Origin of the sequence: Citrobacter sp. Cc139 (assembly GCF_030334645.1) — a bacterium.
GTDB classification, from domain to species: Bacteria; Pseudomonadota; Gammaproteobacteria; order Enterobacterales; family Enterobacteriaceae; genus Citrobacter; species Citrobacter werkmanii.
Window position 1 is genome coordinate 240,804 of sequence record NZ_JAOWDM010000092.1, and the last position, 19,235, is coordinate 260,038.

At 52.2% G+C, this 19,235-nt stretch carries 13 protein-coding genes; 4 read left to right on the plus strand and 9 right to left on the minus strand.

Annotation, left to right across the window (positions count from 1 at the left end):
• The first annotated feature begins 22 nt into the window (after window positions 1–22).
• The 3 genes from focA (at window position 23) to pflA (ending at window position 4,148) form a co-directional block, all read left to right on the plus strand.
• Window positions 23–880 (plus strand): formate transporter FocA, encoded by an 858-nt coding sequence (gene focA, locus OGV69_RS20325; protein WP_032939923.1) that lies wholly within the window; start codon window positions 23–25, stop codon window positions 878–880.
• Between the two features lie 59 nt (window positions 881–939).
• The gene (gene pflB / locus OGV69_RS20330) at window positions 940–3,222 is read left to right on the plus strand and encodes a formate C-acetyltransferase (protein WP_006685273.1); all 2,283 of its coding nucleotides are present in this window, start codon (window positions 940–942) and stop codon (window positions 3,220–3,222) included.
• A 185-nt stretch (window positions 3,223–3,407) separates the two neighbouring features.
• Window positions 3,408–4,148, plus strand: coding sequence for a pyruvate formate lyase 1-activating protein (gene pflA, locus OGV69_RS20335; protein ID WP_003035751.1), 741 nt, complete (start codon window positions 3,408–3,410; stop codon window positions 4,146–4,148).
• 123 nt (window positions 4,149–4,271) lie between these two features.
• On the opposite strand, the gene OGV69_RS20340 is transcribed toward pflA, so the two are convergent.
• A complete protein-coding gene (locus OGV69_RS20340) occupies window positions 4,272–5,420 on the minus strand; it encodes an MFS transporter (protein ID WP_038639295.1) in 1,149 nt (382 codons plus the stop codon).
• A gap of 385 nt (window positions 5,421–5,805) precedes the next feature.
• Here OGV69_RS20340 and ycaC point away from each other — a divergent pair, with 385 nt between their 5' ends.
• Complete coding sequence (gene ycaC, locus OGV69_RS20345; RefSeq protein WP_016152433.1) at window positions 5,806–6,432, plus strand: isochorismate family cysteine hydrolase YcaC; 627 nt, start codon at window positions 5,806–5,808, stop codon at window positions 6,430–6,432.
• A gap of 108 nt (window positions 6,433–6,540) precedes the next feature.
• On the opposite strand, the gene OGV69_RS20350 is transcribed toward ycaC, so the two are convergent.
• The 8 genes from OGV69_RS20350 to lrp form a co-directional block, all read right to left on the minus strand.
• The gene (locus OGV69_RS20350) at window positions 6,541–7,404 is read right to left on the minus strand and encodes a dimethyl sulfoxide reductase anchor subunit family protein (protein ID WP_038639293.1); all 864 of its coding nucleotides are present in this window, start codon (window positions 7,402–7,404) and stop codon (window positions 6,541–6,543) included.
• 1 nt (window position 7,405) lies between these two features.
• Window positions 7,406–8,023: a DMSO/selenate family reductase complex B subunit gene (locus tag OGV69_RS20355; protein ID WP_038639290.1), complete on the minus strand. Its 618-nt coding sequence runs from the start codon at window positions 8,021–8,023 to the stop codon at window positions 7,406–7,408.
• Between the two features lie 10 nt (window positions 8,024–8,033).
• Complete coding sequence (gene dmsA, locus OGV69_RS20360; RefSeq protein WP_069323246.1) at window positions 8,034–10,478, minus strand: dimethylsulfoxide reductase subunit A; 2,445 nt, start codon at window positions 10,476–10,478, stop codon at window positions 8,034–8,036.
• Window positions 10,479–10,684: 206 nt separating this feature from the next.
• Window positions 10,685–11,977 carry a serine--tRNA ligase gene (serS, locus tag OGV69_RS20365; RefSeq protein WP_003836908.1) on the minus strand — a complete coding sequence of 431 codons (1,293 nt, stop codon included), beginning with the start codon at window positions 11,975–11,977 and terminating at the stop codon, window positions 10,685–10,687.
• Window positions 11,978–12,068: 91 nt separating this feature from the next.
• Complete coding sequence (rarA, locus tag OGV69_RS20370; protein WP_038639284.1) at window positions 12,069–13,412, minus strand: replication-associated recombination protein RarA; 1,344 nt, start codon at window positions 13,410–13,412, stop codon at window positions 12,069–12,071.
• 10 nt (window positions 13,413–13,422) lie between these two features.
• Complete coding sequence (gene lolA, locus OGV69_RS20375; protein WP_085049191.1) at window positions 13,423–14,034, minus strand: outer membrane lipoprotein periplasmic chaperone LolA; 612 nt, start codon at window positions 14,032–14,034, stop codon at window positions 13,423–13,425.
• A gap of 111 nt (window positions 14,035–14,145) precedes the next feature.
• A complete protein-coding gene (gene ftsK / locus OGV69_RS20380) occupies window positions 14,146–18,123 on the minus strand; it encodes a DNA translocase FtsK (RefSeq protein WP_069323244.1) in 3,978 nt (1,325 codons plus the stop codon).
• A 134-nt stretch (window positions 18,124–18,257) separates the two neighbouring features.
• The gene (gene lrp / locus OGV69_RS20385; RefSeq protein ID WP_002439523.1) at window positions 18,258–18,752 is read right to left on the minus strand and encodes a leucine-responsive transcriptional regulator Lrp; all 495 of its coding nucleotides are present in this window, start codon (window positions 18,750–18,752) and stop codon (window positions 18,258–18,260) included.
• Window positions 18,753–19,235: the final 483 nt, after the last annotated feature.

The following is a 19,235-nucleotide window of genomic DNA, read 5'->3' on the forward strand; positions in this document are numbered from 1 at the left end:
ACTTAATAAAGAGAGAGTTAGTGTGAAAGCTGACAACCCTTTTGATCTTTTACTTCCTGCTGCAATGGCCAAAGTTGCCGAAGAAGCAGGCGTCTATAAAGCAACGAAACATCCGCTTAAGACGTTCTATCTGGCAATTACTGCCGGTGTATTCATTTCAATTGCCTTTGTTTTCTATATCACCGCCACAACCGGTACCGGCACCATGCCTTTTGGCATGGCAAAATTAATAGGTGGTATCTGCTTTTCCCTGGGGCTGATCCTTTGTGTTATCTGCGGTGCAGACCTCTTCACCTCAACCGTACTGATTGTTGTTGCTAAAGCCAGTGGTCGTATTACCTGGGGACAGTTGGCTAAAAACTGGCTTAACGTTTATGTCGGCAACCTGATTGGCGCCCTGATCTTCGTGTTACTTATGTGGCTTTCCGGCGAGTATATGACCGCCAACGGCGCGTGGGGACTCAACGTCCTGCAAACAGCCGACCACAAAGTACACCATACTTTTGTTGAAGCGGTGAGCCTCGGTATCCTGGCTAACCTGATGGTGTGTCTGGCCGTATGGATGAGCTACTCAGGTCGCAGCCTGATGGACAAAGCGTTTATCATGGTATTACCGGTCGCAATGTTTGTTGCCAGCGGTTTTGAGCACAGTATCGCAAACATGTTTATGATCCCTATGGGTATTGTAATACGCGATTTCGCCACCCCGGAATTCTGGACCGCTGTCGGTTCTTCTCCGGAGAATTTTTCTCACCTGACCGTGATGAATTTCATCACCGATAACCTGATTCCGGTTACGATCGGTAATATTATCGGCGGCGGTTTGTTGGTCGGGTTGACATACTGGGTCATTTACCTGCGTGGTAACGATCATCATTAATCTGTTGATGCCCATTACACGCAGTAAATAAAAAATCCACTTAAGAAGGTAGGTGTTACATGTCCGAGCTTAATGAAAAGTTAGCCACAGCCTGGGAAGGTTTTACCAAAGGTGACTGGCAGAATGAAGTAAACGTACGTGACTTCATTCAGAAAAACTACACTCCGTATGAGGGTGACGAGTCCTTCCTGGCTGGCGCTACTGACGCGACCACCAAGCTGTGGGACAGCGTAATGGAAGGCGTTAAACAGGAAAACCGCACTCACGCGCCTGTTGACTTTGACACCTCCGTTGCTTCTACCATCACTTCTCACGACGCTGGTTACATCAACAAAGCGCTGGAGAAAATTGTTGGTCTGCAGACTGAAGCTCCGCTGAAACGTGCGATCATTCCGTTCGGCGGCATCAAAATGGTTGAAGGTTCCTGCAAAGCGTACAATCGCGAACTGGACCCGATGCTGAAAAAAATCTTCACCGAATACCGTAAAACCCACAACCAGGGCGTATTCGATGTTTATACCAAAGACATTCTGAACTGCCGTAAATCCGGTGTTCTGACTGGTCTGCCAGATGCGTATGGCCGTGGCCGTATCATCGGTGACTACCGTCGCGTTGCGCTGTACGGTATCGACTTCCTGATGAAAGACAAATACGCGCAGTTTGTTTCCCTGCAGTCTGACCTGGAAAACGGCGTAAACCTGGAAGCGACTATCCGTCTGCGTGAAGAAATCGCTGAACAGCACCGCGCGCTGGGTCAGATCAAAGAAATGGCAGCGAAATATGGCTGCGATATCTCTGGTCCGGCTACCAACGCTCAGGAAGCTATCCAGTGGACTTACTTCGGCTACCTGGCCGCGGTTAAATCTCAGAACGGCGCAGCAATGTCCTTCGGTCGTGTATCCACCTTCCTGGATGCATACATCGAACGTGATATCAAAGCAGGCAAAATCACTGAACAAGACGCTCAGGAAATGATTGACCACCTGGTCATGAAACTGCGTATGGTTCGCTTCCTGCGTACTCCGGAATATGATGAACTGTTCTCCGGTGACCCGATTTGGGCAACTGAATCTATCGGTGGTATGGGCGTTGATGGCCGTACTCTGGTTACCAAAAACAGCTTCCGCTTCCTGAACACCCTGTACACCATGGGTCCTTCTCCGGAGCCGAACATCACCGTTCTGTGGTCTGAAAAACTGCCTCTGAACTTCAAGAAATTCGCCGCTAAAGTGTCCATCGACACCTCTTCTCTGCAGTACGAGAACGATGACCTGATGCGTCCGGACTTCAACAACGACGACTACGCTATCGCTTGCTGCGTAAGCCCGATGGTTGTTGGTAAACAAATGCAGTTCTTCGGTGCGCGTGCAAACCTGGCGAAAACCATGCTGTACGCAATCAACGGCGGCGTTGATGAAAAACTGAAAATGCAGGTTGGTCCTAAATCTGAACCGATCAAAGGCGACGTTCTGAACTTCGACGAAGTGATGGACCGCATGGATCACTTCATGGACTGGCTGGCGAAGCAGTACGTCACCGCGCTGAACGTTATCCACTACATGCACGACAAGTACAGCTACGAAGCCTCTCTGATGGCGCTGCACGACCGTGACGTTATCCGTACCATGGCGTGTGGTATCGCTGGTCTGTCCGTTGCTGCTGACTCCCTGTCTGCAATCAAATATGCGAAAGTTAAACCGATTCGTGACGAAGACGGTCTGGCTATCGACTTCGAAATCGAAGGCGAATACCCGCAGTTTGGTAACAACGACTCTCGTGTAGATGACATGGCGGTTGACCTGGTAGAACGTTTCATGAAGAAAATTCAGAAACTGACTACTTACCGTAACGCTATCCCGACTCAGTCTGTTCTGACCATCACCTCTAACGTGGTTTATGGTAAGAAAACGGGTAACACCCCAGACGGTCGTCGTGCTGGCGCGCCGTTCGGACCGGGTGCTAACCCAATGCACGGTCGTGACCAGAAAGGTGCTGTTGCCTCTCTGACCTCCGTTGCTAAACTGCCGTTTGCTTACGCTAAAGATGGTATCTCTTATACCTTCTCTATCGTTCCGAACGCACTGGGTAAAGACGACGAAGTTCGTAAGACTAACCTGGCTGGTCTGATGGATGGTTACTTCCACCACGAAGCGTCCATCGAAGGTGGTCAGCACCTGAACGTGAACGTCATGAACCGTGAAATGCTGCTGGATGCGATGGAACATCCGGAAAAATATCCGCAGCTGACCATCCGCGTTTCTGGCTACGCAGTACGTTTTAACTCCCTGACTAAAGAACAGCAGCAGGACGTTATTACTCGTACCTTCACTCAGACCATGTAATTGGTTTTGACTGAAATCGTACTTTAAAAAGCGTACAATAAAGGCTCCACGTAAGTGGGGCCTTTTTAATAGCCTGCTTTGTCAGCTATCTATACTTATGGATAGCAGCCAAAACAGACTCGACACAGTTAATAACTGTGCACTAACACAGGCCCCGGATGGGCCACATCTGGAGAAACACCGCAATGTCAGTTATTGGTCGCATTCACTCCTTTGAATCCTGTGGCACTGTAGACGGCCCGGGCATCCGTTTTATTACCTTCTTCCAGGGCTGCCTGATGCGCTGCCTGTATTGCCATAACCGTGACACATGGGATACGCACGGCGGTAAAGAAGTCACTGTCGACGAATTAATGAAAGAGGTGGTGACTTATCGCCACTTTATGAACGCCTCCGGTGGCGGCGTGACGGCATCCGGCGGTGAAGCCATCCTGCAGGCTGAGTTCGTACGTGACTGGTTCCGCGCCTGTAAAAAAGAAGGCATTCACACCTGCCTGGACACCAACGGTTTTGTTCGCCGCTACGATCCGGTAATTGATGAACTGTTGGAAGTCACCGACCTGGTGATGCTCGATCTCAAACAGATGAACGACGAAATCCACCAGAATCTGGTCGGCGTGTCTAACCATCGCACGCTGGAATTTGCTCGTTACCTGTCGAACAAAGACATTAAAGTGTGGATCCGTTACGTGGTAGTGCCAGGCTGGTCTGACGATGACGACTCCGCGCACCGTCTGGGCGAATTTACCCGCGATATGGGCAACGTTGAAAAAATCGAGCTGCTACCTTACCACGAACTGGGCAAACACAAATGGGTAGCGATGGGTGAAGAGTACAAACTCGATGGTGTGAAGCCGCCGAAGAAAGAGACCATGGAGCGAGTGAAAGGCATCCTTGAGCAGTATGGTCATAAAGTGATGTATTAAGTCTTAAGGTGGGTAACAAACCAGTTACCCACCTCATGCCTTCTTAACGCCCTCTTCTCGCCAGCAGCAGGAAAATCAATCCCAGCCCAACAAGTACACCTGTTCGCATTCTGTTAAAACAGGTCAAATATGCGCAATAGAATTGGGCGTATGGCCCGTCTTGCGCAGCAGCATCAGTAAATAAATAAACGATACGCTGGCAATCATGATAAACAGCAAGCTATCTGAGTAATTCTGCATCAGCATTGCGGTAAACGAAGGGCCAAGCAGACTGCCAACGGTATAGCTTAATAGCAAAGCCTGATTCATGGCGACCAGTTGATGATGTTCCACCTTTTCACAGGCCCAGGCCATCGCGACCGGATAGAGAGTAAAACCTGCCGCACCCAACATAAATAATGCGGGGGCCATCGCCGCCTGATTCAGCATAGCAATACTACCGACGATCACCACAAACACCTGGACGCGTAAGACCAGCAGGCGTCCCAGCTTGTCCGCCAGGCGGCCAATCGGCCATTGCCCCAGAATACCGGCGCTAACCAGAACCGCCATCCAGAAACCAATGCTGGCATTGCTTACTCCCTGATGGTTCAGATACAGCGGCATCAGGCCGTACAAAGAGCCCAGCACAATCCCGGAAATAATGCAGCCATTAACGCCCAGACGCGCCTGTCGCAGCTTCAGCATCGATACAATAGGGGTTGAGTGCTGTTCATCACCCTGCTGATTGGCGATGCGCGCAAAGAGCAGCGGTAAAACCCCAGCCAGGATGGTTCCCGTCACCCACGGCAGCACGTTCATCAATTCTGTTGATACCTTACTGACCAGCAATTGTCCCAAGAACGTCCCCACGTAATAGATCATCATATAGGCGGCAAGCAAACGTCCGCGATTGCGCGAAGTCCCGCTGCACATCAGCGCACTTTCCACTACCACCCAAATCATGGCGCAGCCAACGCCGGCAATAAAGCGCCAGCTCATCCAGCTCCAGAATCCAACCATAACCCCCAGCCCAACACAGCCCGCGGCAAAAATAAACGAGGCGAGGTAATAGCTGCGGTTAAATCCAAGGCGTTTAATTAAATACCCGGTCAGCAACGTCCCTACCAAATTACCGGTAAAGTAGGACGAACTCACCATACCGACCTGCCAGGTTGGCAGATTTTCATGGGCGAGCCAAAGCGGGACGAGCGTGTTTAACACGGCGATCGCCAGGGTCAACAGAAGCAGCCCGCACAGCAGAAGCATGACGGGACGGGTATAGATGGACATGAATAAAAACCGTGAGGAAGTTCAAATTTCATGCGCATCATGCCACTGCCAAAAACATTGTCAATCGGCGTAATCAAAGGGCTGAGGCGCTTTTCTGACGATCGATTTGCATTACTGATTCTTAATGTGAATAGATAAAAAATACAAAAACACATCTGCTTGTTTTTATTGATCTAAAACAAAAATCTCACGTTACGTTCAGTCGAAAAATTTCATGGACTCCCCTTACTTTTATTTCTTACTAAACTCTATGCGAGATGCAGAGCGGTATTGTCTTCGAAATAGAACAGTCAGTTCTTATTTATATTTCCAGTCCGGATACCGTTCTTTCTCCAGACTTAAACTCATCAAATTTCCCGCACCGATGCCGAACAGGAGAAATATCATGACTAAACCTTACGTAAGACTTGATAAAGATAATGCGGCAGTATTGCTGGTCGATCATCAGGCTGGCTTGCTCTCTCTGGTTCGGGATATCGATCCCGATAAATTCAAGAATAACGTGCTTGCCCTGGGTGATCTGGCAAAATACTTCAAGCTCCCGACTATTCTGACCACCAGTTTTGAAACAGGACCGAACGGACCGCTGGTACCGGAACTAAAAGCTCAATTCCCCGATGCGCCTTATATTGCTCGCCCGGGAAACATCAACGCGTGGGATAACGAAGATTTTGTGAAGGCGGTGAAAGCGACTGGTAAAAAGCAGTTGATCATTGCTGGGGTCGTGACGGAAGTTTGTGTCGCCTTCCCTGCGCTCTCCGCGATAGAAGAAGGGTTTGACGTTTTTGTCGTCACTGATGCTTCAGGTACATTTAACGAAATCACCCGCCATTCAGCATGGGATCGGATGTCGCAGGCTGGCGCGCAATTGATGACATGGTTCGGCGTCGCGTGTGAACTACACCGTGACTGGCGTAACGATATCGAAGGGCTGGCGACGTTGTTCTCTAATCACATTCCCGATTATCGAAATCTGATGACCAGCTACGATACGTTAACGAAACAGAAATAAAAAACCGGGGAAAAACCTGGCGTAACATAATGCCTGATGGCGCGCGCGTTAAGGCCTACGGATCTGTAGGCCGGAGAAGGCACGAGCCGCCATCCGGCATATTATGAATTAGCTTGCAACCGCCATACCGACAGTCATATGCAGGCCATAGAACACGCCACGACCAATCAGCTCGCCGACTATCAACAGAATAAATGCGACGGAAAGCAGTGGTATTGCGGGTTGGTAACCTTTGACTTGCGGTACAATCCAGCAGCACAACGCTAACGCCAGTGCCACGATCCGCCAGGCCATCAGTGAGCCATAATCCGGAACCAGCGCAGACGCCTGTTGAATCGAACTGTGGATCGTCGCCAGTTCGGCCCCCTGCATTACAGACATAATGGCACTTATGACCAGAGCAAGAACCGAAATGGCAGGCAGCAGACGCATCGCCCAACCGTCAATACCGGCAATTCTCAATAGCAGATATCCCAGCAGCGGACCGCCCATAAACAGCGTCAGGAAGAAACCCAGCGGCGTCCAGACGCTGTACCAGGTCGGCACGGTATCAATGGTGTTATACACACGTACCATCATCCAGACAAAAACAACGCCCAGCACCATGGTGACAACTAACCACAGATTGCGTAGTGCGGGCGGCATTTTTTTCAACATCGCCAGCAGCCAGCCGATGCCGCCAATGGCAAAGAACACTGAACCACTGGCGATTTCATTGCTCAGCGCAGAAGCGCCTACGCGATTGAGCGAGTTAAAGGCACGCATCGGCGAGCCCAGATGGAGCATAGAAGCAATAAAGCCAATACCCATCAGTACCCACAGCCCGAACATGCAGGCGATTACCCGCTGCTGTGATTCAGGACGTAAGTCCCCTTTCATTAACGCCAACGCCAGAACGATAAAGCCACCAACCACACACTGTCCGAAGACCGTGAAGATCATCAGCGGCCATTCATGCCATCCACTTCCCATCTTACACCTCCTTCGGATTGGCCAGATAACCCGTGGTATCCCCGGTCGGGCGGCTATTGGCGTTAGGTTTGATAACAATGCTCGGTTTGGTGAAGTGCGCGCCCGGTAGTGGCGCAACCGCGGCCAGAGTACCGTGTTTTTTGCGCAGTTCGTCAATCGGACCGAAATCCAGCGCACGCAGTGGGCAGGACTCAACGCAGATAGGTTTCTTACCTTCAGCGACGCGCTCATGGCAGCCATCGCATTTGGTCATATGTCCTTTTTCAGCATTGTACTGGGGCGCACCGTAAGGACAGGCCATGTGGCAATACCGACAGCCAATGCACACATCTTCATCCACGACGACGAAGCCATCTTCACGTTTGTGCATCGCGCCGCTCGGACACACCTTGGTGCAGGCCGGGTCTTCACAGTGATTACAGGCAATAGAGAGGTAATAGGCAAAGACGTTTTGATGCCAGACGCCATTGTCTTCTTGCCAGTCGCCACCCGCGTACTCGTAAATGCGGCGGAAACTGACATCCGGGGTTAAATTTTTGAAGTCTTTGCAGGCCAGTTCGCAGGTTTTGCAACCGGTGCAACGGCTGGAATCAATAAAAAATCCATACTGGGTTGTCATCGGTTACTCCTTACACCTTTTCAACCTGAACAAGGTTCGTATGTGACGGATTCCCCTTCGCGAGAGGAGAAGGACGCTGAGTCGTCAGGACGTTAATACAGCCGCCCTGATCCACACGCTTCGTGTCCGGGTCGTACCAGGCCCCTTCGCCTAATGCCACCACGCCGGGCATCATACGCGGCGTCACTTTCGCTTCGATATGCACCTCGCCACGATCGTTAAAGATGCGTACCTTGTCGCCGTTGTTAATGCCACGTCGCTGCGCATCCAACGGATTGATCCACATTTCCTGGCGGCAGGATGCTTTCAGAACATCTACGTTGCCATAGGTCGAGTGGACGCGAGATTTGTAGTGGAAGCCGGTCAGTTGCAGCGGGAATTTCTCCACCAGCGGATCGTCTAAACTTTCAAAGCCAGGGGTATAAATCGGTAATGGATCGATCACATCCCCTTCCGGTAGCTCCCAGGTTGCCGCGATCTCGGCAAGCTGCTGCGAATAAATTTCGATCTTACCCGACGGCGTGGTGAGCGGATTGGCTTTGGGATCCTCACGGAACGCTTTGTACGCCACGTGGTGTCCTTCAGGGTCTCGCTGCTTAAAGATGCCTTGTTTGCGGAACTCTTCAAACCCAGGCAGTTCAGGAATGGCTTTACGCGACTGCTCATACAGATGACGCATCCACTCTTCCTGAGTACGACCTTCGGTAAACTGCTGCTCGACGCCAAGGCGTTTCGCCAGCTCGCTGGTCATCTGGTAGATAGTCTTGCATTCGAAACGTGGTTTGATCGCCTGATCGGTGAAAATCACATAGGACATGTTTCCGCAGGACGCATCCAGCGCGAAGTCCATCTGTTCGGAAGCGGTACAGTCTGGCAGCAAAATATCCGCATATTTCGCCGAGGAGGTCATATGGCAGTCGATGACCACGATCATCTCGCACTTTTTCTCATCCTGCAGGATTTCGTGCGTACGGTTAATATCGGAGTGCTGGTTAATCAGGCAGTTACCAGCATAATTCCAGATCATTTTAATCGGAACATCAAGCTTATCTTTGCCGCGAACGCCGTCACGCAGCGCCGTCATTTCCGGGCCACGCTCAATAGCGTCCGTCCACATAAACATTGAGATGCTGGTTTCAACAGGGTTTTCCAGCGTAGGCATACGCTCAAACGGCAGACTGTATGAACCCTCACGCGCACCGCTGTTGCCGCCGTTGATACCAACATTACCGGTCAGAATGGCCAGCATAGAAATAGCGCGGGTCGCTATTTCACCGTTAGCATGACGCTGCGGCCCCCAACCCTGGCTGATGTATGCCGGTTTAGCGCTGCCAATTTCACGCGCCAGTTTGATGATACGGTCAGCGGGAATACCGGTAATCTGCGCCGCCCATTCCGGGGTCTTGGCAATACCGTCTGTCCCCTGCCCAAGAATATACGCCTTATAGTGGCCATTCTTCGGCGCATCGGCCGGTAAGGTTTTCTCGTCGTAACCCACGCAGTATTTGTCGAGGAACGCCTGGTCCACCAGGTTTTCGGTGATCAGAACATACGCCAGACCATTAACCAGCGCCGCATCTGTACCAGGACGGATCGGGATCCATTCATCTTCACGCCCTGCGCCGGTGTCGGTATAGCGGGGATCGATAATAATCATCCGGGCATTGGATTTCTGGCGCGCCTGTTCAAGGTAGTAGGTTACCCCGCCCCCGCTCATACGGGTTTCACCAGGGTTATTACCGAACAGCACCACCAGCTTGCTGTTTTCAATATCGGACGGGCTGTTACCGTCGGCCCAGCCGCCGTAGGTATAGTTCAACCCGGCAGCGATTTGTGCCGAAGAGTAGTCCCCGTAGTGATTCAGGTACCCACCACAGCAGTTCATCAGACGTGCCACCAGGGTTTTACCCGGCGGCCAGGAGCGTGTCAGGGTGCCACCCAGCGTGCCGGTGCCGTAGTTCAGATAGATAGATTCGTTACCATAGTCTTTAATCAGACGCTGCATGTTGCTGGCAATGATCTCGTACGCCTCATCCCAACTGATGCGCTCAAATTTACCTTCGCCGCGCTTACCGACACGTTTCATCGGGTATTTCAGACGATCGGGATTATAAACGCGACGACGCATGGAGCGACCACGCAGACAAGCACGCACCTGGTGCAGGCCGTCATAGTTATCATCACCTGTGTTGTCGGTTTCGACATATTTTATTTCACCGTCTACCACATGCATCCGCAATGGACAGCGGCTACCGCAGTTCACCGTACACGCGCTCCAGATGACTTTCTCATTGCGCTGCGTGGGATTAATGGCTTCTGCAGCGTTTGCAATACGGGTAAATGGCAGGGTAAACGCGCTACTGGCCACCGCCAGCCCGCCTATCGCCGTCGTTTTTACCAAACCGCGGCGACTAACCTCAGCTGCCAGCAAGGCATCGGGGATCTTAGTTTTCATAGGGGCTCACTCTGCTGCTCACAATAAACAAAAAATAAATACTCGTTGTATATATTTTTATATATCGCTAGTATCACTTTACAGACTGGTAGATACTGACTTTCATTCGAAGGCAGTATTACTCCTATGTAGGTAAGGGTTATTGTCCAACGTCAAACGAGCATAAAAAAAGCGCCCTGAGGCGCTTTTTAGCATAGAAAGATAGGTTAGCCGATGAATTCCAGGCCATTCATGTACGGACGTAGTACTTCCGGAACCTGAATGCGGCCATCTGCCTGCTGATAGTTTTCCATTACCGCCACCAGCGTACGCCCAACTGCCAGACCGGAACCGTTCAGGGTATGCACCAGACGGGTCTTTTTGTCGGATTTGCTGCGGCAACGCGCTTGCATGCGACGCGCCTGGAAATCCCACACGTTGGAGCAGGATGAGATTTCGCGATAGGTATTCTGCGCTGGGATCCACACTTCCAGATCGTAGGTTTTGCATGCGCCGAAGCCCATGTCGCCTGTGCACAAAATGATCTTACGGTACGGCAGACCCAGCAGTTGAAGAACCTTCTCGGCGTGGCCGGTCATCTCTTCCAGTGCGTCCATTGAATCTTCCGGACGAACAATCTGCACCATCTCAACTTTATCGAACTGGTGCATACGGATCAGACCACGGGTATCACGACCGTAAGAGCCTGCTTCAGAACGGAAGCACGGCGTATGCGCGGTCATTTTGATCGGCAGCGCATCTTCGTCAATGATTTCGTCACGCACCAGGTTAGTCAGCGGAACTTCGGCCGTTGGGATCAGCGCATAATTGCTGCTGTCAGCTTCTTCGTCCAGCGGACGGGTATGGAACAGATCGCCAGCGAATTTCGGCAGTTGCCCGGTACCGTACAGCGTGTCATGGTTAACCAGATACGGAACATAGTTTTCGCTGTAACCATGCTGTTCGGTATGCAGATCCAGCATGAACTGAGACAGCGCACGATGCATACGTGCGATCTGCCCTTTCATGACCACGAAACGAGAGCCGGTAAGCTTCACCGCAGCGGCGAAATCAAGACCCGTGTGCATTTCACCCAGGGTAACATGATCGCGGACTTCGAAATCAAACTCACGCGGTGTACCCCAGCGGCTGACTTCGACGTTGTCATTTTCATCTTTACCCACCGGAACTTCATCCGCTGGCAGGTTAGGAATGGTCAGCGCAATGTCGCGGATCTCGGCCTGTAAGGTATCAAGTTCAGCTTTCGCGGCATCCAGCTCTTCGCCCAGTTTGTTCACTTCCAGACGTAAAGACTCGATATCTTCCCCGCGCGCTTTTGCCTGGCCAATGGATTTCGATCGAGAGTTACGCTCTGCCTGCAGGTTTTCAGTTTGTACCTGCAGAACTTTACGACGCTCTTCAAGAGCGCGCAGCTTATCTACATCCAGCTTAAAGCCCCGGCTTGCCAGTTTTTCTGCGACTGCGTCTGGCTCATTACGCAGCAGATTGGGATCGAGCATGCTTATCCTGTGCTTATCGAATTAAAATGGGAAAAGTGACCACAGCCTGCGGTCACAGGGATACAGAGACAACATTACCGCAACGATAACACTAACGGTAGCGTTTTATAGGGCTATTTTGATCCTGTCCGGCGAGCCAGGCGAGCTTTTCGCCAATCTTGCCTTCAAGACCTCTGTTTGTGGGGCGATAATAGCGCGTTTGTGCCATTTCCTGGGGGAAGTACTCTTCTCCGGCGGCATAGGCATTTGGTTCATCATGCGCGTAACGATACTCCTGACCGTAGCCCATCTCTTTCATCAGCTTAGTCGGCGCATTGCGCAGGTGAACGGGAACGTCGTAATCCGGACGTTCACGGGCGTCGGCCAGCGCGGCTTTAAAGGCGGTGTAAACCGCGTTACTCTTCGGCGCACAGGCCAGATAGACGATCGCCTGAGCGATTGCCCGCTCGCCTTCCGCGGGTCCCACGCGAGTGAAACAATCCCACGCGGAAATCGCCACCTGCATAGCGCGAGGATCTGCGTTGCCCACATCTTCAGAGGCAATCGCCAGGCAGCGACGGGCAACGTACAGCGGATCGCCACCAGCGGTAATGATTCGCGCATACCAGTAGAGCGCCGCATCCGGCGCGCTACCACGTACCGACTTGTGTAAGGCGGAGATGAGATCGTAAAAGCGATCGCCTTTATTATCAAAGCGCGCGCTGCGTTCACCGGCAATTTCGGTCAGTAATTCCGCTTTCAATACGCGCTTGCCGGAATCATCAACTTCGGCCATATCGGCCATCATTTCCAGCGTATTCAGCGCCCGCCGCGCATCACCATTAACCAGTTCAGCAATCGCCCGACGCGTCTCTTGTGGCAGAACAATATCCTGATCGCCGTAGCCACGCGCTTTGTCTGACATTGCCTGGTCAAGCACCTGTTCAATATCGTCGGTGGTTAACGATTTCAGCAAATAAACGCGTGCCCGCGACAGCAGCGCCGAATTCAATTCAAACGAGGGGTTTTCGGTGGTAGCGCCAATAAACGTAATTGTACCGTCTTCAATATGCGGTAAAAACGCATCCTGCTGGCTTTTATTAAATCGATGGACTTCGTCCACAAACAGTATTGTGCGTCGGCCAGCGTTACGGTTCTGACGCGCACGCTCAATCGCTTCACGAATTTCTTTTACGCCAGAGGTGACCGCCGAAATTCGTTCAACATCGGCGTTAGCGTAACGGGCAATAACTTCGGCAAGGGTGGTTTTACCCGTTCCCGGCGGTCCCCATAAAATCATAGAGTGCAGGTGCCCGGCCTCAATGGCGCGGGGCAAAGGCTTACCCGTAGCCAGCAGATGCTGCTGGCCGATATACTGCGCTAAATTTTCTGGCCGCATACGCGCGGCCAGTGGCTGAAAGGTATTATCAGAAAAGTCGAGCGACAGATTGCTCACTCACACGCCTCTACTTACGTTGATCGTCAACCGTTACACCTTGTGGCGGGGTAAAGGTGAATTTAGATGGTTCAATCGCGCCATTCTGCTGCGATTTCAGTTGATAGCTGCTGCGCTGATCGTCTTGCTCAACGGCGCTAAACTGATGGATCGTCCCGTCACGCCCAACATTGATCGTAAACTGTTTCAGGTTACCGTTGCTGGTTTTCGGCGTCAGCACGAAATCATCGCCGTTTTGCTTAATGTTGTACTGCTGCCAGTCGCTGGCCTGGTTACGCGCAATCAACATGAACGGCGTGTTGCCGGTGGCGTCTTTCAGCCAGGTTGCAGTAGCTTGTTCAACAAACGGGTTAAAGAACCACAGCGTTTTACCATCAGAGACCAGGATGCTCTCGTCAGGCTGCGTCATGTGCCAGTTAAACAGATTAGGACGTTTAACCCATAAATCACCCTGACCCTCCTGCACTGCCGCACCGCTACCGTCCGTAACCTTTTGCGTAAAGCTGGCATGGAAGCTACTGACTTTATCCAGGCGGCTTTTCAGGTCGCTGGCAGCATCAGCCCAGACGCTGCTCACCACAAAGCTCGACAGTAATGCACAGGTGATTGCGATTCTTTTCATCGTTATTCCTCAAAATACGTCACTCCCAACGGGGAGATCCCTCTGCTATCCATTTCAGGCCAAAAATCAGCATGAGGAAAGTAGAAAATACTGAATTACTTAACTTTGCAATTAATCGAAGGGCGGCGGAGCCAGCACTTCACGATTACCATTATGCCCTTGCTCGCTGACAATTCCCTGCGCTTCCATCTGCTCGATGATGCGCGCCGCTCGGTTGTAGCCGATACGGAACTGACGTTGAACACCGGAGATGGAAGCTTTGCGTTTCTGGGTAACAAAGTTCACCGCCTGATCGAACAACGGATCTAACTCTTCGCCGCCATCAAAGCCACCAGTGCCACCTTCGCTTTCGCTGTCTGAGGTAATGCCATCAACATATTGTGGACGACCGCGCGCTTTCCAGTCCTGCACCACCGCGTGAACTTCTTCATCGCGTACAAAGGCGCCGTGTACACGCACAGGGATCGTCGAGTTCGGTGCCGAATAGAGCATGTCGCCCATCCCCAGCAGCGATTCCGCGCCGCCCTGATCAAGGATAGTACGCGAGTCAATTTTGCTGGACACGGTAAAGGCAATACGCGTCGGGATATTCGCTTTAATCAGACCGGTAATGACGTCAACGGATGGTCGCTGGGTTGCCAGCACCAGGTGGATCCCCGCCGCACGCGCTTTTTGCGCCAGACGTGCAATCAGTTCTTCCACTTTCTTACCTACAGTCATCATCAGATCGGCGAATTCATCCACCAGAACAACGATATACGGCAGTTTTTCCAGCACTGGATGCTGAACGTCCATACTGTCGCCCGGCTTCCAGTACGGGTCCGGGATCGGACGTCCCATACGAGCTGCTTCGGCGATTTTCTCGTTATAACCGGCAAGGTTACGTACGCCGAGCGCCGACATCAGTTTGTAGCGACGTTCCATTTCATTGACGCTCCAGCGCAAAGCGTTGGCAGCATCTTTCATGTCGGTCACAACTTCAGTCAGCAGATGCGGAATGCCTTCATAAACCGACAGCTCCAGCATTTTCGGGTCAATCATGATAAAGCGAACGTCTTCTGGCTGCGCCTTATACAACATGCTGAGGATCATGGCATTCACCCCAACAGACTTACCGGAACCGGTAGTCCCTGCCACCAGCAGGTGCGGCATTTTCGCCAGATCGGCAACAACCGGTTCGCCCGCAATATCTTTACCCAGCACCACAGTCAACGGAGACGAGTTATCACGGAATTTCGCATTATCTAACACTTCGCGCAGATAAACGGTTTGACGTTTTTTATTCGGTAATTCCAGTCCGACATACGGTTTGCCAGGAATGACCTCGACCACGCGAACCGCAGCGGTCGACAACGAACGCGCCAGATCTCGTGACAGGTTGGAAATGCGCGCCGCTTTAACCCCTGGCGCCAGGTTTAGTTCAAAACGGGTAATGACCGGCCCTGGAGAGTAGTTCACTACATCAGCTTTAATACGGAAGTCCGCCAGACGCGCTTCCACCAGACGCGCCATTTGTTCCAGTGCAAAAGTATCAATCGGCTCAACTTCACTCGGCGGCGGCGTGAGCAGATCTAACGATGGCAGCGGCGTACTCGGACGCTGAACCGGACGGCTGTCGCCGTTACGCATCAAGAGTGGATGGATCAGGCTATCCTGCGGCGGCGGTGTAACAGGCTGTGCCGGCTGCTGATAATGCTGCTGTGGTGCGACAGACTGTGCTGGCTGCTGATAATGCTGCTGCGGTGCGACTGGCTGTGCCGGCTGCTGGTAATGCTGCTGCGGTGCGACTGACTGTGCCGGCTGCTGGTAATGCTGCTGCGGTGCGACTGGCTGTGCCGGCTGCTGATAATGCTGCTGCGGTGCGACTGGTTCCTGGTGCTGCGGCGCAGGCTCAGGCATCACGCCTGGCGTAAACAGCGGCTCATGCGGACCGTCATCCACCAGCGTTTTCATTGGCGAAAATTCAAAGTCATCAAGCGAGAACGGATTGGCCCCGGCAGGCTGTTCGCCAGAATAGCGCTGCTGCTGGGACGAGGCAAACTGGCGAGCCAGTTCCGCTTCTGCGGCCAAATCTTCTTCATCAGTCTGATGGGTATCGTCCTGATAATCATCGCCATAACGGTGCTGCTGAGACTGGGCAAACTGACGTGCCAGCTCATCCTGCTGCATTGCATCAATTTCATCGTCGCTGTACGCATTGGTATCAAGCTGCTCTTCGCGAGCTTTCTCTTCAGCCATACGCTGTGACGGCAGTTTTATGCCATACGATGCTAACTCCCGACGAGTAGGCACGCGCACACGATTCGGGCGCGGCAGTTGCGGGCCAATCCCTTCTTTCACCTGCGGACGCGGCGCACCGCTACCCGCAAGGCTAAACACAGGTGCTGCGGCAGCGGCATTTGCCCCAGAAGCGGCGCTTTTCACCCCGGCAGCCAGCGGCGCAACGGCAGCAACAGACTCCACGGGCGGAATGGAGGCAGCCGTCGGCATAGATGGCATAGACGGCTTAACACGCTCGGGCTCCTGAGCGGGTTCTGGAATAGGCTGATACCATGCGGCCAACTGCTCACGCTCGCGCGCTCGTTTCTCTTCGACTTCTTCAAAATAGTAGAGCGGCGGACGAGAGGGTTTCGTCTCCTCAACAACTGGCTCAGGTTCCACTACAGAAGGTTGTTCAACCACCGGTTGCTGGAACGCGGAAGGTTGTTGGAAGCCAGGCTCCTGCTGATAGACAGGTTGCGGCTCAGGCTCCGACTGATAAACAGGTTCCTGCTGCCAGTTTTGCTGCGCGGTGAATTCCTGCGGCTGCGGCGCGGCGGGTTGCGCATACACCGGTTCAGACGTTTGCGGTGCGTAATATTCCGGCTGAGGATTCTCCTGTGCAACTGGCTGTTGCCATGGCTCATACGGCTGCTGCACCGCAGGCTGAGCATATTCGGCTGACTGCGGATAACCTTCAGGCGCAGGCGCAATCACCGCATCACCGGTTTGCGGGCCAGGCGCGGATTGCCAGGCAACGGCTGGCGTCGATTGTTCCATAACGGTGCTGGTAACTGGCGACGTTTGCAACAGCGGATCAACCGGCGCGCTCCAGGCCTGAGATGCCGTTGTGGCTGCTGCTGCGGCAGCTACCGGCTCTGTCACCGAATGACCGTTCAGCAGTGGATCGAGTTCGTCGTATTCAGGCAATGTTGCCCGATTACCGGAAAACAGCACATCGTTCGGATCGGCGACCACGCCACGGGCGCTGTATTCAATGTCGTCTTCATCATCCATGCGTTTGCCGGAGAACAGCGCAGCATCAGTATGACGGCCCAGCGGATTGGTAAATTTCTCAGCAAGGCGTTTACGGCGCGCTAACGCACCGCGCAGAATTCGAGCCCGACGCGATTCATGGGGTTTACCATCAGCGGCGTCGACAAACTCTTCTTCATCTTCATATTCTTCGTCATCGACCCAGGTATCGTCGCGGCGGGTACGGTTGCTGGCAAATGTCAGGATATTAAGTAACCAGCCACCCAGTTTTTCCGCAATGCTCACCCATGACCAGCCGGTAAACAGCGTTAATCCCGCAGCCCAGATGCACAAAAGCGTAAGCGTACCGCCGCTACTGTGCAGTAATGGCTGCAGCGTAGTGCTGAGCAGGCTGCCAATCACCCCGCCAGAGGCGAAATACCAGATGTCATCGGCGTTAATTGCGGCCAGCCCGCAGGAGGTGAGGATCAGGGCCAGAACGCCAATAATGCGCAATGAAACAGCAAAATAATCGACGTATTCGTCGCTGGCCTGGTGTCGCCAGGCAAACCAGCAGCCGCCGACAATAATGACCGGAATGGTGTAGGCCATGACGCCAAAAATAAAGAACAGCGTGTCCGCCAGCCATGCACCGGGAATGCCTCCCAGGTTATGGATAGGTTCATGCCATGCGGTTTGCGACCAACTGGGATCCGAAGGGTTAAAGCTGAGTAAGGCAGCCATCAACCAGACGGCAAAAAGGGCAATAAGGATCAGTAGCGCTTCCAGAAGTCGGCGCCCGCTGCTTAACTTCGTCAATGTGACGTCTTTGTCTTCAGTGTATTCCTGGCTCAAAAACGGCTCTCCAGGTTTCAGGCTTTTCCTGCCCGATGCTAAAACGGACAACAGCACCGGGTTGCCCCGGCACTGTTGCTGTATGGATTAACAGGAGTGTAATCAAACTGCGTCGATTTTGCACCTGTTCCGTGTTAGCGCGTCTTAATTACCAGACGATTGCTCTGTTTGACTTCTTCCATTACTACATAAGTACGTGTGTCATTTACGCCAGGCAGACGCAGCAGGGTTTCCCCCAGCAGCTTACGGTATGCTGACATATCCGGTACGCGTGTTTTCAGCAAATAGTCGAAATCACCGGAAACTAAATGACACTCTTGAATTTCTTCAAGTTTTTGTACTGCAGAGTTAAATTGTTCAAACACATCCGGGGCGCCACGATTCAGAGTTATCTCAACAAAAACCAGAAGTGATGCATCCAGATAATGTGGGTTTAACAGCGCTGTATAGCCCTGAATGAAACCCTGCCTTTCCAACCGACGCACACGCTCAAGGCAGGGCGTCGGTGAAAGTCCCACACGTTTAGAAAGCTCGACGTTAGAAATACGCCCATCCTTTTGCAGCTCATTAAGAATGTTACGATCAATACGGTCGAGATCTTTGCCAGGGCGCTTCTTACTATCTACCATTATTATTGTCTCTCTGTATTCCTTCCCTACTCCTGCCTGACTCTACTAACATCACTGTTCAGAGTCGCTCCCCATCAAAATAAACCGCAGCCCAGAGGGATTTACGGCTTGCAATGTCTGGGTTTATGGTGAGAAGACCGTTGCCTGTCGGCGGCTATCGACATCACGAATGGCATCTGTCCACACCATGCGTAGATTTCGCTAACACGGTAAACATGGTATCTACATGCATGATTATGCAGCACATACATGACACAGTTTTTTTCTTCCTTGAATGTTTTCGCAAAACAGCAGGGGATTGTCAAAGCAAAACATCGATTTTTAGTACAACATGCCAGTTATTCAGTCGCAGTGATGGAAATTCGTCATTTTATCACCTTATAACTAACCGATTTTAAGTAGAAATCGTTATAGTATTACGACTCAATCTGTCGTTCATCGGTTTCCGCTATTACACATATTGTTAACAAAATCGCCATACTC

Bases quoted from the DNA above. Each gene is read 5' to 3' on its own strand.
- serS (WP_003836908.1), bottom strand. From the start codon at position 11,977: ATGCTCGATCCCAATCTGCTGCGTAATGAGCCAGACGCAGTCGCAGAA.
- lrp (WP_002439523.1), bottom strand. From the start codon at position 18,752: ATGGTAGATAGTAAGAAGCGCCCTGGCAAAGATCTCGACCGTATTGAT.
- OGV69_RS20355 (WP_038639290.1), bottom strand. From the start codon at position 8,023: ATGACAACCCAGTATGGATTTTTTATTGATTCCAGCCGTTGCACCGGT.
- OGV69_RS20350 (WP_038639293.1), bottom strand. From the start codon at position 7,404: ATGGGAAGTGGATGGCATGAATGGCCGCTGATGATCTTCACGGTCTTC.
- OGV69_RS20340 (WP_038639295.1), bottom strand. From the start codon at position 5,420: ATGTCCATCTATACCCGTCCCGTCATGCTTCTGCTGTGCGGGCTGCTT.
- ycaC (WP_016152433.1), top strand. From the start codon at position 5,806: ATGACTAAACCTTACGTAAGACTTGATAAAGATAATGCGGCAGTATTG.
- pflA (WP_003035751.1), top strand. From the start codon at position 3,408: ATGTCAGTTATTGGTCGCATTCACTCCTTTGAATCCTGTGGCACTGTA.
- dmsA (WP_069323246.1), bottom strand. From the start codon at position 10,478: ATGAAAACTAAGATCCCCGATGCCTTGCTGGCAGCTGAGGTTAGTCGC.
- pflB (WP_006685273.1), top strand. From the start codon at position 940: ATGTCCGAGCTTAATGAAAAGTTAGCCACAGCCTGGGAAGGTTTTACC.
- lolA (WP_085049191.1), bottom strand. From the start codon at position 14,034: ATGAAAAGAATCGCAATCACCTGTGCATTACTGTCGAGCTTTGTGGTG.